The sequence below is a fragment of the Pseudomonas sp. NY8896 genome, from assembly GCF_039634505.1.
Map to the genome: position 1 here is coordinate 2,815,634 of NZ_CP132350.1, position 13,696 is coordinate 2,829,329.

Below are 13,696 nucleotides of genomic sequence, written 5' to 3' on the forward strand. Positions count from 1 at the left end.
AGTCCGGCGCACTGGCGGGCATTCCTTGCCCTGGATCAGTGCCTGACGGAGGTGAAGCAGTTGCTGGAGAGTGAACGGCGGGGTAAACCCCGACCCAATAGAACGCGCTAGAGGGGCCAGTACTGCTCGCCGGTTGGGCGGCGCAGCCCCTGCGGTATCGCGCAGGGCGCAGTGATTCCACTGAGTTCCACGGATCACCCGGCCTTGCGCGGGGCTTTCTTGCCACCGCCTTTACGCGTGGCGCTGGGAGTGTCTTGAGCTTTCTCACGCATCGAGACCGAGGCCAGGCGATGCGGCAGGATACCAATGCGCCGGGCCTCGACCTTGAAGGTCACCCGCGCGTTGTCCTCGCTGTCTTCCCACTCCTCCTTGACCGTGCGGCCTTCGACCAGGACGCGCATGCCTTTCTGGTACAGCGTGCTCCAATGCTCGGCATCGCGGTGCCAAAGCTCGACGGGCGCCCAGTAGCCGCCGCGATCCTCGTAGCCACCCTCGCGCGGTACCGGGTTGTCGAAATAGACGTTCAGCCGCAGCAGGCGTCGTGGTTCATCCGGGTTGGAGTTGAACTCCTGAAACTCCGGCACACTGCCGATGTTGCCTTCACCTACAAACAACGTACTCATGCGGGTCACTCCTCGGTGGGGGAACGGGTCAGGGCGAGTTCGGCGGCCTCGAGCTTGCCGGCACCGGCGACAGCCTGGCGATACAGTGACTGCAGGCTGCTCATCTGCAGGTTCAGCACCACCCGGTTGGTCTCCAGCTGATACAACGCCTGCCGCAGTTCAGGGTGCAGATGCGGATGAACCACCGCCTCCTGCCACACCTGCACGCCCATGCGCTGAAAGTCCGGGCTGCGCCAGCGCAGGAAGTCGGTGCCGGTCGCGCTGTGCTGCACGACCAGTCGCAGTTCCAGCAACGAGAACGGGGGCTGCGCCATGATCGCCAGCATCACTGCCATCAACTCGGCGACCTGGGTGCGCAGGCGCAGGATCGTCTCGGCGAACTGCTGCAGCTCCCCCTTACCCTTAAAAGGCTTTAAAAGGCCTTTTAGGGAGGCACCTTGTGCGAACTCACGATAGACATCTGCTGACAAACGCCGGGCAATCGCGTCGGCCAAGGTCATGCCTCACCTCCTTCGGCCGGTTCTTCTGGCTCAGGGAGAGCTTCGACCTCAGGTTGGTCGTGTTGATCCGACCCAGCGGGTAGCGGTTCTGAGGTACCCCGCGTGATGGGCGGGGCGAATTGGGAGCGGTGGCTGCCCTCGAGGATCTTGCTTGGTGGCGTGCCGAACTTGTCGATCGCTTCACGGGCGCGGGCGTTGTTGGCGGCCATGTCATCCCGACTGACCCCTGCCAGCCGGTAGCGCTGGGCCAGACCGAACAGGCTGCGCAGCTCGTGGGCGCCGCGATCGATCCAGGTTTCCATGTCGGGGCGGCCGATTAAGGCGGTGTGGTGGGCGAGCAGAACGCGGCGCACCAGGGCGTCGTAGTCGGTCAGCAGGTAGACCGCGAGAAAGCCAAGCTGGCTGCCGATGAACAGGGGGAGGGTGACGGGATGGATATTGAGGTTGTCGCCGATGTCGACTTGGGTGGGCAGGGCGCGCTCCACCCGACTGACCTGCTTGGTCAGCGCACGCAGTTCGGCCTTGGCCTGCAGCAGCTTGTCCTCCAGTTGCAGCATGAACCAGTCGGCGAAGGGGTCATCCTGGCTGCTGGCGTGCTTGAGCAGGTTGGTGACGCCGATGTAACCGGGCATGCCCATGATCGCGTGTACCCCTTCGCGGCCCATGCGGCCTTGCCACAGCCGCGCCGCATGATGGGTATGCAAGGTGAGGGTGATGCTGCTGCGCAGGGAGCCCAGGTTGAGCTGGTAGTGATCGGTCATCGCCAGTACCTCGCCGTCGGAATGACGCCGACGATGGGCCGATTAGTGCGGTTCGACGCGAATCAACATGAAGGTGGTCCGCTCGTAATTTCAGGCGGTGGATCTCGGTGGATTCAATGGCATGGGCATCAAGTCCACCGAGATCCACCCCTAGGTCGGCGCAAGCGAACCACGACAGCGTTGTTTCAGTTCCTCCAGGCAGGAGAGGGCGAGGGGCGAGGCGGTGCGCTGACCACCGCGCTTCGGTCGTTCGCTGGGAGGCTCTGCTGGCACAGGCCTCGCTGGATTTGAAGTCGGTCTTGAGGTCTTGACCTCCTCGGTACGCGCGGCCCACAGGGTGAACTCGCCTTGGCAGGCGCGTTTGATCAAGCCCATCAGGTAGGCGACCGGTTTTCGGATCTCGCCGCGGGCGCAGCGCACCGCCGCTTCATTGATCACCGCTTGTTGCTGTTCCGGTTCGAGCTGGCGCATCGCCTGGGAGGCCATGCGCCGCTCGGTCGAATTCAGCGGTAAATCTTCAGGCCAGCGTGCACGACCAAACTCGACCTGTGCCAGTACTGTACTTTTTTTGCTTTGGTCTTTCTGTACTGTACGGCCGGCGTCGGCATTCCGAACCACAGCCGAATCCGGTGCATTGCCGCACAGTTCGGAATCGGTGGCCGAGGCGTGAGGATTCCGAACGGGGTGGAGCAGGCCAGGTTCGGAATGTTGCGCCTGCGCGGCTTCGTTGATCAGCAGCAGCGAGTGTTGCTGTGTCGGCGGCAGTGCGCCCAGCCTGTCCTTGTCGCCTTGGACGACTTGCGGGTCGGCTTGAATTTCGGCCAGCACATGCTGCGTCACATCACGCACCCCCTTGGTGGCGTGGCTGAGGTTCTGTTGCAGGAGATCCGCGTAGCCGCTGTCCAGCTCAAGCTGCTCGGCCGCCGTCAACGGATCGCCGTGCAGCACGTAGATGCAACCGCGCAGGCAGCCTTGGGCATCGCGCGAGCGGTCGACCAGGCTGAGCCAGCGGGTGGTACGCAGGACGTTCAGTGCGCGGGCGATGGTCTCGCGCGACGCCTGGGTGCCACAGGGGCTGGCTGCCAGGTAGGGTTGCAGGTCCTGGTAGCGGGGCATTTTAACCTGGCGTTCGGTGATCAGCCAGCGCAGCACCTGCCAGGTGTTGCGCTCCAGCGGGGTCAGTCGACGATCGAGTAGCAAGGCCTGCGGCAAGGGATTGTTGTCGCCGTAGTAGATCGTGCGCAGCGCGGGCTCCGCAGCAGCCGCTTGTTGGGCCTGGGCGGCCTGAAACTCATTGCGGCGTCGAAGGGCGTCGTAGCACTGGCGCACCACGTCCTGCCAGTCCACTTCGTAGAAGCTCAGCATGGCGTACCTCCGTACAGTTCGACCTGTTGCCAGACCTGGGTCAGGCTGATGTGCTGTTCCTCGGCCAGCATCATCATCGTGTCCAGTGGATCGTTGTCTGGCTCCTCCGCCCGTAACTGGCTCCAGCGGTTCCACACCGCATGCTCCTGGGCTTCACTGAGCTGGACCGGCCGGCCGCGGTGGGTTTCGATTTTCAGTATTCGGCGGCGCAACGCCGTTTCCGAATGGTCCAGGCCGAAACAGCGGTACATGATAGTCGAGCTCGCGCCGAGCTTCAGTGCCCGGTTGATCAGGCGTTCGTTCTGCTCGTCGCGCTCGGCCTGGACGATCAGGCGGCGCAGGACGGTGATATCAACCTTGACCTCAACCCAGGCGATTGATGAATGCGCCAAGTGGGACAGGGTGGTCGGAGGCAGCGATTGCAGGACCTCGATGTCTTCGTCGGCCAGGCCCAGCGCTTTGCAGCGCTGCAGACGGCCATGGCGCAGCTCATGCAGCACCTGGTTCAACATCGCATGGTTCAACAGATTGAAGGTCGTGCTCATGAGGCGGCTCCTCACTTAACGCGTGGACGACAGCGTCAGGTCGATCAACTGCCGGGCGTGGCGGATCAGGCTGAACAGCTGCTCCAGCTGGGTATCGGGTAGTCGTTCGAGGCCCACGGTTAGGGCAGGGCGCTCGGGGAAGGGCAGGTCGTAGGTGCCAATCAGCAATTGGCCAAATAGCGCAGCCGGCAGCTGCTGACGTTGTTGCGAAGTCACGTCGTCCTGCAAGCGCAGCAGGGCTGAGAGCAGTAGCTGAATGCCGGTATGTCTAGGGCTCAGTTGCTCGCCATGCTCCAGCGTAAGGGTAAAACCCAAGCCCTCTGCGTGCGGCGTGACCATGGCACTGGCATCGGCATATGCCGCCAGGTCTGTCGCCAGGGCGGCACAACGCTCACGCAATGCAGTGATGTCACCCTGTAGCGGTGCGAGAGGTGAGGCGGAACCCAGGGAGGGCTCACCGGCATCAAGGGCGTTTGGCACCCTCGCAGCAAGCGGATCGTCATCACTCAGCGCCTCGCGGATGTTTGGGAGGCGTGGAGTCTCGGCTGCCGCAGTGTTGTCCGCACTGCTCATCGGCTCCGGTGCGGGCGATTGAGGCGCCGATTGTGCTTCATCTTCGACAGGCAGCTGGGGGGAGCACTCACCTTGTGGGGCTTGCGGCAGCGGCTGAGGCGTTTCCGCAGGCGGCGTTGAGCGAAGCGGTTCCTGATGCATTTCCAAGGCGAGCAGGCGGGGCGTCTGCTTCAACTGCACCGCCATCCTGGCAATCAGCTCATCCTGCAGCTCACCCCAGTTCAGATCGGGCTTATCACTGTCGAATGCCGACAGCACTTCGAACCAGAGCAGTGCGAAGTGTTGAACGTCCCCCAAATACTGATTCCAGATCGACTCCGCCCGGCGCCGCAGGTTAATGATCCGGGCGATGGTGGGTTTGCCAAGCCCGGCATACAACACCTGCGGGATGACCGGTAGCAGGTGTTCGAGCGTGTCGAACATGCGGCTGATATGCGATTGTGAAATCGGGTAGCCGCCCTTGCTCAAGCGTGTGGACAGTTCACGCTGACTGAGAGGGGCATCGGGCTCTTGTAACATGTCCCTGAGTTTTGCCACCGCGAGCGATCGCTCAATGAACGTGAGCTGGCCATGCAGGTCACTTTCGGCCAGGTGCCCGATCAAGGCATGCGACTCGGACTGCCAAGGGCGGAACAGGCAGTGGATCTGAAAGAATCGCTCCTCGCGGGTTTCCTGCCAGAGTTCGCCGAGGATGCTCAAACGGGTGTTGCCGCCATTGCGGATTATGAAATGCGGCTCATCCGGACGGCGGGTGATCGCAGGGGGCTGATCCAGGCCGCGTTCGCGGATCGAGGCTTTGATCTCGTCATACAGCGGGTTGCGAACCACCCGCGGGTTGAGCTCGTAGGGGCGCAATTGCTCCAGGCTGACCACCAACGGTGTATCCCCGACCGGCACGGGCGAGCTGTCGAGGCCATGTTTCTGTGGAAAATGCGCCTGCTGCAACTGTCGCGTGATGTCTTCGGAAGAGGGCGGCTTCATCGCAAAACCTCCCATCAGCCGCGACGGTTGAGTCGGCGGTCGATCACTGACGCTTGGCCGGGCAGAGGCGCGTCCGAGCCGACAAGTCGCTCAGCCCACTGCGGGAACAGCTCGATGGCCAGCTCAAGCATGACCGCCGCGCCGCAAGGGCCTCGGCTGCCAGAGGGTGGAGTAGGCTCGACGCGGTGCACCGGCAGGCCGAGCGAGGCGGCATTGGGGTAGGCCACACGGTCAGGAATCACCGTTGTGCAGACGCTGACATGCGGGTCGCCTTGGAAGGACGCCTGCAGGCTGTGCATGATCAAGCGGGTGTCACGGCGATTGGCTTTGACCTGGTTGAGCAACAGCTTCACCGACGGCAAGGCAACGCCCAGGTAGCGGTAGGGCTCCAACTCTTCAAACAGCGCCAGCGTGCCGCGTCGCAGCTCACGTGCGGCGAGCATTTCTGGGGGGACCGGGCACAGGGCATAGTCGGACGCGAGGATCACCATCTCCACGACTACACTGCGCGCGCCTTGGGTATCGATGATCAGCACATCGTAGAGCTCCTCGAACGCTGGCAGAAGATTATGAAGGCGCAGACGACCATCGGCCGCGTGCAACAGCAGAGTGCTGATGTGCCCGGCGCGATCGTTGGACACTATCAGGTCCAGGTGCGGGATGACGGTGGCGGAAATCACCTGTTCGGGGGCCGTGAGCCGTTGCGCGATGAGTTCGTAGCTGCCAGCCTCACGGGATTCGCGCAAGGCGTAGTAGCTGGACAGCGTCGGTTGGCTGTCCAGATCCAGCAGCAGGACGCGAAGGCCCGCATCGGCGAGCACACCACCCAGGTTGGCGGCGACGGTGGTTTTACCCGCGCCGCCCTTGGTCGAGATCAGCGAGAGGACGTCCATGACGCTACTCCCTGACCGACAGTCGATCATGGACCCACTGCTCGATCTCCAGCGAGTCCCAGCCGACGGCGCGGGTACCAATGCGCCGGCATTGGGGGAATAGACCGGCTTTCATCAGGTTGTAGATGTGCGAACGTTTGAAGCCGGTTTTCAGTTCCACCTCATCGCGGCGCATGATGTGGCGGTCGGCAGGCAGCGGGGCAGGGCTGATCTGTTGCATGATGTCACTCCGTAGCACCATGTGGTGCGCAGTGGGATGTGACAGTCAGTGAAGGTCGATGCTGGAGGAAAAACATTGTCAGGCGATGCCGAGCATCGCCTGACAATGCGGTGTCAGCCCCGTTTTACCTGGGCTAGATGACGGCGAGCGTCGGCAAATCGCCGATCAAGGGTACTTTTGCTCAGGCCAGGCAGACCAGGAAAACGGCGTAGAATCTCGTCGACCAGAGCGCTCTGGGACTTGTAGGCCGATTGCACACGGCCGTCTTTGGATTTACCCAATGTCACTTCCAGCATGGTGCCCACGAGCATGTTGTTCGTGCCTTCGGAGGCCTCGGAAGGAATGCCTTGGGCCTCAAGTCGCGCTGTCAGTTCGTGGTTACACGCGGTGAGCGTTGTCACCTCGTCAACTCTTGCTGTAAGCTCGTCGCGCAGCTTGTCGATCGTGCGCTGAGCAGCAGCGAGCTCTGCTTCCTGTACCAAATGAGCATTGAGACTGACGCAGTTCAAATGGTCGAGGCTCTGCGAGAACAAGAAGGCGGGCTTCTCGTTGGGGTAATTACGTGCGAACCAGACCAGCAGATCAGCACGCTGAATGGACCAGTACTCTCGGCTTACCTGGTTGTCAGCAGTGATCGGTCGGCCCAGGCAGGTCGCGGGTAGCTCACCGCTGACAATGGCGTCGTAGATGCACTCCGCATAAAGGTGCAGGATCGGCCATTGTGGAAAATGCTTGAGCAGACTGCCGGGGTAGGAGAGGTCGACCCGTAAAATCTCGTCTTCGTGGTCGGCAAGGTCACACCAGAGAATGGCGGCATCGATGAGATGGTAAGAGCTTCTGATCGAGATCATGGCACACAGCCTCCAGCTGCGTTCGTCCTGGAATCGCTGGCGGGGGCAGCGTGATCTGTGCCTCTGTCTAGCGAGCCTGATTTCAAAGGATCACTTTTGGGATCCATTGATGGTGACATCGAAGCGATAGGTTGGTTCTTCACGCATTATGCGAACGCGTCAAGTTTTGACGCCGCTCGGGGGCCTGCAAAGGACCGAGGCAGGCCGCGTCATTATTCTGCTCGTGTATCAATGCTGACCACCACCGACATGCCGGGACGCAGACGTGCGACGTCAGGCTGCTCGGGGTCGACGGTAATGCGCACCGGGATGCGCTGGGCGATCTTGACGAAGTTGCCGGTGGCATTGTCGGCCTGCAGCAAGGCGAACTCCGAGCCGGTGGCCGGCGAGATCTGCTGCACATGCCCGTAGAGCTTGAGGTGGTTCAGGGCGTCCACGGTGAAGGTCACCGGCTGGCCGATGCGCACGTCGGCCATCTGGGTTTTCTTCATGTTGGCGATCACCCACAGGGTGTCGGGCACCAGTGCCATCAGTTGTGCGCCAGAGTTGACGTAGGCGCCCAGGCGCGTGCCGATCTGCCCCAGCTGGCCGTCGCGCGGGGCGGTGACGCGGGTGTTGTCGAGATCGATACGGGCCAGTTCGACGGCCGCCTTGGCGTTCTCCACCGAAGCCTCCAGCGAGGCGCGGTTGACGATCACGGTCTCGCGGTCCTGGCGGGCGATCTCCAGCGCGGCCTTGGCATGGGCCAGGCTGGCGACGGCGGCGGCCTCACTGGCGCGGGCCAGGTCCAGGTCGCGGCGCGACACCGAGCCATCGCTGACCAGCGCCTGGTTGCGACTGAGGTCGGCCTTGGCCTTAGTCGCCTGGGCCGAAGCGTCGCCGATGGCGGCCTGGCGTTGGGCGATGGTGGCTTCGGCGCTGTTGCGCTGCTGCAGGTTGTTGGCCAGCGCGGCTTGCTGCTGTAGCTGGGCGATGGCCAGGGCCAGGCGCTGCCTGTAGATACGGTCGTCGAGCTGCACCAGCAGATCGCCAGCCTTGACGAACTGGAAGTCATGCACCGGCACGTCGACGATATAGCCGCTCAGCTGCGGGCCGATGATTGTCACCTGGCCGCGCACCAGGGCGTTTTCGGTGCTTTCGATGGTGCTGCTGAACGGCGGCAGGTTCCAGGCGTAGAGCACTACCAGGATGCCGACCAGGGCCACGCTGGCGAAGCTGATCGTAGACAGGATGCGCACCCGCCGCGTGCGCACCGGGCTGGTCGGTTCGCTGGGCGGCGTGCTGCCTTCCGGGGTTTCGGCGAGGGCGGCGGTGGTCGTGGTGCGGGTTTCTTCGGTCATCGGCTGGCAGTACCGCTGGTGGAGTCGGATGAAGCGGCCTGGCGGGCGACATACCGCAGCCAAGAACCGCGAATGGTAATCCAGATCATGGTCAGCACGGCGATGCTGCCGATCAGCACGAACACGTCGTTGTAGGCCATTATGTTGGCCTCGCGGGTGGCGGCGCTGGCCAGCACGCGCATGCCGGCCTCGCTGCGCAGTGCCGGTTCGGCGAGGATCCCGGCATAACCGGCGCCGCCGCTTTGCACACGGGCGTTGACCAGTGGTTCGAGGTAGCTGAGGCGGTCTATCAGGTGGCTGGAATGGAATTTCTCGCGCCAGGTCTGGAAGGTACCCAGCAGCGCCGCGCCGATCAGGCCACCGAGGTTGTTGCAGATGCCGAACAGCACCGAAAAGCTCACCAGGTTGCGCGGGTTGGTGCGCACATGGCTGATGCCCAGGGCCATCGACGGGCCGAGGAAGAACGTGCTGCCAAAGGCCAGCAGGAACTGGCGGAAGTACATCTGCGCCGGGCGCGTGAGGTTGCTCGAACTGCTGTCCATGAACGCCCCGGCGGCCTTCGCCAGCAGCGAAACGAACAGTGGGATGATCAGGTGCTTGGGGTCAGCGCACTATCCAGGGGCGCGACATCGATGTCTCGCCAGCCGACCGCAATGGCAATGAGTGGATACGCGAATCGGAAGTGGCCTATTCAGTACGGACCAGTACGTTCAAAAACCTGGTGCTCAAGTGGCGCAGCGCCACGGTGAGGCGTGATTATCAGGGTGGGCAGGATTTCGACGAGCATCGGCTGATCGTGGTTTACCCACTGACGTTACTTTAAGGAAGGGGAGCAGGTAATGAGATTCAAATTACAGCCCTGTAGTTTTCTGCTGGCAGGGGTTCTGGCCTCTTCCTCCCATGCGGCACTGGCGGCAAATACCCAGGCAATGACCGAAATCTATGCAGGGTTCGGAGACAAACTGCTGGGTTATGCCCTCGCGCCCGATGGCTCGCTCACGCAAAATGGGGTGGTTCAGTTGCCAGCTCCGTTGCAGTTCGCCGTTGCCGACAAGGGCAATCGGCACCTGTATGTGGCGTCCAGCAACATCAATGGAGCTAACCCTGGCGATGTTCACATGCTCAGTGCTTTTACTATCGACCATGCTACGGGGCAACTCATGCCGTTGGGCGAACCTGTGAAGCTGGAGCAACGGCCGATCTACCTGACCCTCGATCGCGATGGCACACATGCATTGCTGGCCTACAACCTGGCGCCAACCGTGACGGTTCATGTACTGCAGCCAGATGGCAGTCTCGGTGCCCAGGTCAAACAGGCGCAACCAATCAAGTCGGGCGTATTCACCCACCAGGTCACGGTAGTACCCAACGATAAATTCGTGATTGCGCCTGGTCGTGGCAATGATCCGAGTGCAAGCCGGCCCGAAGATTTGGGCACCCTTTCAGCGTTTGCCTACTCGGGCGGCAAGCTGACCCCAGCCGGGGTCGAAACCTTTGCTCCCTCCGTTGGCCCACGCCATATCGCCTACCACCCTCGGGCACCCTTGGCATACCTGGCAATGGAGCGGGGCAGCAGTCTCTACACCTACCCGTTGACCAAGGAAGGACGACTGGCCAACAGGCCCGTATTTAAAACCAGTACCCTCGACCCACACTGGCATGCCGAGGCCGATGAGGGCATCAAGAAAGGCGGGGTGATTCTGGTGCGGCCAGACGGTAAGTATCTCTACGTCACCAACCGCTCCGATGAGCTTCAAACGACGGAAAAACCCGCGATGTTCAAGCATGGTGAAAACGATATAGCGGTGTATGTACTGGATGCAAAAACGGGCGAGCCGAAGCTCTTGCAACATATCCCCACGCAAGGGGTAGAGGCCCGCACGATCAGTGTGGCGCCCGGTAATCAATGGTTCATCGTGGGCAACCAGAAAGGCGGGCAAGTCCAGCGCGGTACGGCAACCGAAGCGGAGAAAGCCAATATCGCCGTATTCCGCATCAAGCCCGATGGTACCTTGGCGTTTCACCGTAAGTACGACATGCCCGAACCTGGCAGGTCGCTGATGTGGGTTGAAGCGTTGCAATTGTAACTGCGGGGCTGTTCGATTCCCGCCTAAGCCACGCAAGGTGGCTCAGGCCAAATCTTGAGGAGTGCTTTCAATTGGCACTCGCTGCTGCAGGACGCTCTGCCATCGCGGCAGTCTTTTTCGCGATGAGTCCTGCCGAATCTACCTTCAGGGCGACTACCCTGAGTGAAGTCACATGTGCCATCAGAATAGAGAGAATCCGCGCCTCCGATCATCCTATCCCTCTCAGGAGGCGTTGAAGTGAAGTACGCAACAGGAGAAAGCTCATGCCCTTCGAACCCCCTTCAGACCAGCACCGCGACGGTGTCGATCCGGTCACGTCAGGAGGCGTAAAATCGATCCCTGCGCTTGAGCGCAGCAAATTTGGCGGTACCGATCGCCTGTCCAGGCGCCCGAGCGACGATGACGATACCCCCGTATCGCGCAGCGACCTGAGCAAAGGCCATGACGAACTCATCGAGCATCGTGAGGCGCATATCAACTGGAGCGTCCTGTTGATTTCGTCAGCAGTGATACTGGCGTTTTCCATCACCACGATCCTCATGCCCGATGCTGCACGTGTGGCAATGAAGCAGACTACCGACTGGATCGCGACGAACCTCGGCTGGTACTACGTACTGACGATGACCCTGGTGATCGGGTTCGTGCTGTGGGTCGCCTTTTCCAAGGAGGGGGACGTGCGCATCGGCCCCGACCACTCGCGGCCGCAGTACAAGCTGGTAACGTGGGTCGCCATGCTGTTTGCCGCAGGGGTCGGGATAGACATGCTGTTCTATTCGGTCACCGGCCCGGTCGTGCAGTATCTGCACCCGCCCAGCGGCACCGGCGGGACTGCCGAGGCCATGCAGGACGCAGTGATCTGGACCATGTTTCACTACGGCATCGCGGGTTGGGCGATGTATGCCTTGCTGGGCATGGCCATGGGTTACTTTGCCTATCGATGGGACATGCCGCTGTCGATTCGTGCCGCGCTCTATCCGCTGTTTGGCAAACGCGTGCGCGGCCCGTTGGGCGATGGTATCAGCATCATCGCGTTAGTCGGTACCGTGTTTGGCGTCGCCACATCGATGGGCATCGGCGTGGTACTGCTGAGCGTGGGTTTCGCGCTGATTTTTGGTCTGGAGCAGGGCCTTACCTTGCAGATCCTGCTAGTAGTGGGGGCGGTGGCACTGACGATCGCGGCTACCACCTCCGGGGTCGACCGTGGCATCCGCTGGATCGCCGAGCTGAACCTGTGGAGCGCCGTGGCCATGATGCTCTACATTCTGCTGACCGGGCAGACGGCCTTCCTGCTGAACGCACTGGTGTCGAACATCGGGCAATTTCTCGTCACGTTCCCCGCGCGTACCTTTCAAACCTTCGGCTACTCGCCCGATGGGGCCGGGTGGATGGCGGGCTGGACGTTGTTCTTCTGGGCCTTCTGGCTGGCCTGGGGGCCATTCGTTGGTGTGTTCCTGGCGCGGATTTCGCGGGGGCGCACGTTGCGCGAATTCGTCCTGGCGGCAGTGACCGCGCCGGTGCTGTGCGATTTCATCATTGTTTCGCTGTTTGGCAATTCAGCACTGTTTCAGGTACTTCAGGGCAACACTGCGTTTGCCCAACTGGCGATGGACAGCCCTGAACGGGGTTGGTATGCACTGCTGGAGATGTTCCCGGCCCCAATGTTCCTGATTGGCCTGGCGACGCTATCAGGTCTTTTGTTCTACCTCACCAGCGCCAATTCCGGGGCAATGGTGATGTCGAATTTTTCTGCCTCGATTCCCGACCCATCCCACGACGGGCCAAGCTGGCTGCGCATCTTCTGGGCATTGCTCACGGCCATGCTCACCGTGGCGATGCTGGTTGCGGGCGGGGTCAAGACGATGGAGTACGCCACGCTGATCTTTGCGCTACCGGTGACGATCATTGCTTACCTGGTGATGGCATCGTTCTACAAGGTGTTGCGCATGGAACGCGCTGAGCGCGAGGGGAGAGTGCTGCGTCGCCCCTCCATGGCGGCTATCGGGGGGCATGTCCCGGAGCGCTCCTGGAAGCAGCGGCTCGAGCACTTGCGGGCATTCCCATCGCTGCGCCAGGCCACTCAGTTCCTCAACCGTATGGTTGCGCCAGCACTGGATGAGGTCGCGGCTGAGTTTCGCAATCAGGGCTATGACGTCATGCGGGAAAATGTGGTCAACAGCCATGGTTTCGAGGAGCCGTTGCTGCGGGTCTCGATGGATACGTTCCGCGATTTCCATTACCACGTGGCCATCGTCGAGGCGCCGGTGCCCATGTTCAGCGGCCGCATGACGCGAGAGATCGATGTCTATTATCGGTTGGAGGTGTATACACAGACCGGGTCTGGTGGCTATGACCTGATGGGGCTGACCAAACAGCAGGTCATCGACGATGTACTCGATCGATATGAGACCCACCTGGCGTTCCTGGTCTTTTCAAGTGAAAACGCTACTGCCTCTGTTCTGACACCCAGGCAGTACCAGCCCCCTGAGGCGCCCGATGAATCCGGGCAGGGCCCGCGCTGATACGTCGATGCGGTTCGCCAGCAGGTGCCCAGGCCCCTGCTGGCGGTTGGTTTTACTTCAGTGTCTTGAGGTAGGCAACGAGGTTTTGACGGCTCTGAGCGTCAGCTTGCCCGGGGTACATCATCATGTTGCCCGGTACCAGCTCCGCTGGTTTGGTCAGCCATTTATCCAGGTTGGCGTCATCCCACTTCAGCTTGGCCGCTTGCAGTGCGGCAGAGTAGTTGAAGGCGGGCGCCTGGCCGCTACTGCGATCGAACACGCCTAGCAGGCTGGGGCCCATCAGGTTCTTGCCCTGTTCAGTGCTGTGGCAGAAACCGCATTGCGTGGCGAAAAGGGCCTTGCCTTGAGCGGCATCGCCCTCGGCCAGCGTCAAGGGGGCGACCAGGAGCAGGGCGCTGGCAACCAGCAGTTGTGCAGGGTTCATTTCATTTCCTTCGG

Annotated in this window: 14 protein-coding genes and 1 pseudogene; 3 read left to right on the forward strand and 12 right to left on the reverse strand. The window is 61.7% G+C overall.

Annotation, left to right across the window (positions count from 1 at the left end; genetic code table 11):
* Positions 1 to 194: 194 nt before the first annotated feature.
* From Q9451_RS12650 to Q9451_RS12700, 11 genes and pseudogenes are all read right to left on the reverse strand, one after another.
* Positions 195 to 623 carry a single-stranded DNA-binding protein gene (locus Q9451_RS12650; protein WP_016488055.1) on the reverse strand — a complete coding sequence of 143 codons (429 nt, stop codon included), beginning with the start codon at positions 621 to 623 and terminating at the stop codon, positions 195 to 197.
* Between the two features lie 5 nt (positions 624 to 628).
* Positions 629 to 1,123, reverse strand: a complete 495-nt coding sequence (locus Q9451_RS12655; RefSeq protein WP_016488054.1) for a DUF3158 family protein — start codon at positions 1,121 to 1,123, stop codon at positions 629 to 631.
* On the reverse strand, positions 1,120 to 1,884 hold the full coding sequence (locus Q9451_RS12660; protein ID WP_016488053.1) for a PFL_4669 family integrating conjugative element protein: 765 nt from the start codon (positions 1,882 to 1,884) through the stop codon (positions 1,120 to 1,122). The genes Q9451_RS12655 and Q9451_RS12660 overlap by 4 nt, the downstream gene beginning before the upstream one ends.
* 150 nt (positions 1,885 to 2,034) lie before the next feature.
* Entirely contained in the window at positions 2,035 to 3,249 is a 1,215-nt protein-coding gene (locus Q9451_RS12665; protein ID WP_016488052.1) for an STY4528 family pathogenicity island replication protein, read from the reverse strand.
* Positions 3,243 to 3,794 (reverse strand): DUF2857 domain-containing protein, encoded by a 552-nt coding sequence (locus Q9451_RS12670; protein WP_016488051.1) that lies wholly within the window; start codon positions 3,792 to 3,794, stop codon positions 3,243 to 3,245. Before Q9451_RS12670 ends, Q9451_RS12665 begins: the two co-directional genes overlap by 7 nt.
* Before the next feature lie 15 nt (positions 3,795 to 3,809).
* Positions 3,810 to 5,348 carry a ParB family protein gene (locus Q9451_RS12675; protein WP_016488050.1) on the reverse strand — a complete coding sequence of 513 codons (1,539 nt, stop codon included), beginning with the start codon at positions 5,346 to 5,348 and terminating at the stop codon, positions 3,810 to 3,812.
* 14 nt (positions 5,349 to 5,362) lie between these two features.
* A complete protein-coding gene (locus tag Q9451_RS12680; protein ID WP_016488049.1) occupies positions 5,363 to 6,241 on the reverse strand; it encodes a ParA family protein in 879 nt (292 codons plus the stop codon).
* Positions 6,242 to 6,245: 4 nt separating this feature from the next.
* Positions 6,246 to 6,461, reverse strand: a complete 216-nt coding sequence (locus Q9451_RS12685; RefSeq protein ID WP_016488048.1) for an AlpA family transcriptional regulator — start codon at positions 6,459 to 6,461, stop codon at positions 6,246 to 6,248.
* Between the two features lie 113 nt (positions 6,462 to 6,574).
* Complete coding sequence (locus Q9451_RS12690) at positions 6,575 to 7,312, reverse strand: hypothetical protein (RefSeq protein WP_016488047.1); 738 nt, start codon at positions 7,310 to 7,312, stop codon at positions 6,575 to 6,577.
* Positions 7,313 to 7,524: 212 nt separating this feature from the next.
* A complete protein-coding gene (locus Q9451_RS12695) occupies positions 7,525 to 8,652 on the reverse strand; it encodes an HlyD family secretion protein (RefSeq protein ID WP_016488046.1) in 1,128 nt (375 codons plus the stop codon).
* A pseudogene (locus Q9451_RS12700) lies at positions 8,649 to 9,257 on the reverse strand (MFS transporter); the annotation flags it as partial. The pseudogene Q9451_RS12700 and the gene Q9451_RS12695, both read right to left, overlap by 4 nt.
* A 23-nt stretch (positions 9,258 to 9,280) precedes the next feature.
* Between Q9451_RS12700 and Q9451_RS12705 the strand changes: the two are divergent.
* The 3 genes from Q9451_RS12705 (at position 9,281) to betT (ending at position 13,258) form a co-directional block, all read left to right on the forward strand.
* A complete protein-coding gene (locus Q9451_RS12705; protein WP_230849747.1) occupies positions 9,281 to 9,475 on the forward strand; it encodes an OprD family outer membrane porin in 195 nt (64 codons plus the stop codon).
* Positions 9,476 to 9,491: 16 nt separating this feature from the next.
* Positions 9,492 to 10,739, forward strand: coding sequence for a beta-propeller fold lactonase family protein (locus Q9451_RS12710; RefSeq protein ID WP_102082247.1), 1,248 nt, complete (start codon positions 9,492 to 9,494; stop codon positions 10,737 to 10,739).
* Between the two features lie 263 nt (positions 10,740 to 11,002).
* Positions 11,003 to 13,258, forward strand: a complete 2,256-nt coding sequence (betT, locus tag Q9451_RS12715; protein WP_016488042.1) for a choline BCCT transporter BetT — start codon at positions 11,003 to 11,005, stop codon at positions 13,256 to 13,258.
* A 52-nt stretch (positions 13,259 to 13,310) separates the two neighbouring features.
* On the opposite strand, the gene Q9451_RS12720 is transcribed toward betT, so the two are convergent.
* On the reverse strand, positions 13,311 to 13,682 hold the full coding sequence (locus Q9451_RS12720; protein WP_016488041.1) for a c-type cytochrome: 372 nt from the start codon (positions 13,680 to 13,682) through the stop codon (positions 13,311 to 13,313).
* Positions 13,683 to 13,696 lie beyond the last annotated feature (14 nt).

Bases quoted from the DNA above. Each gene is read 5' to 3' on its own strand.
- Q9451_RS12650 (WP_016488055.1), bottom strand. From the start codon at position 623: ATGAGTACGTTGTTTGTAGGTGAAGGCAACATCGGCAGTGTGCCGGAG.
- Q9451_RS12655 (WP_016488054.1), bottom strand. From the start codon at position 1,123: ATGACCTTGGCCGACGCGATTGCCCGGCGTTTGTCAGCAGATGTCTAT.
- Q9451_RS12660 (WP_016488053.1), bottom strand. From the start codon at position 1,884: ATGACCGATCACTACCAGCTCAACCTGGGCTCCCTGCGCAGCAGCATC.
- Q9451_RS12665 (WP_016488052.1), bottom strand. From the start codon at position 3,249: ATGCTGAGCTTCTACGAAGTGGACTGGCAGGACGTGGTGCGCCAGTGC.
- Q9451_RS12670 (WP_016488051.1), bottom strand. From the start codon at position 3,794: ATGAGCACGACCTTCAATCTGTTGAACCATGCGATGTTGAACCAGGTG.
- Q9451_RS12675 (WP_016488050.1), bottom strand. From the start codon at position 5,348: ATGAAGCCGCCCTCTTCCGAAGACATCACGCGACAGTTGCAGCAGGCG.
- Q9451_RS12680 (WP_016488049.1), bottom strand. From the start codon at position 6,241: ATGGACGTCCTCTCGCTGATCTCGACCAAGGGCGGCGCGGGTAAAACC.
- Q9451_RS12685 (WP_016488048.1), bottom strand. From the start codon at position 6,461: ATGCAACAGATCAGCCCTGCCCCGCTGCCTGCCGACCGCCACATCATG.
- Q9451_RS12690 (WP_016488047.1), bottom strand. From the start codon at position 7,312: ATGATCTCGATCAGAAGCTCTTACCATCTCATCGATGCCGCCATTCTC.
- Q9451_RS12695 (WP_016488046.1), bottom strand. From the start codon at position 8,652: ATGACCGAAGAAACCCGCACCACGACCACCGCCGCCCTCGCCGAAACC.
- Q9451_RS12710 (WP_102082247.1), top strand. From the start codon at position 9,492: ATGAGATTCAAATTACAGCCCTGTAGTTTTCTGCTGGCAGGGGTTCTG.
- betT (WP_016488042.1), top strand. From the start codon at position 11,003: ATGCCCTTCGAACCCCCTTCAGACCAGCACCGCGACGGTGTCGATCCG.
- Q9451_RS12720 (WP_016488041.1), bottom strand. From the start codon at position 13,682: ATGAACCCTGCACAACTGCTGGTTGCCAGCGCCCTGCTCCTGGTCGCC.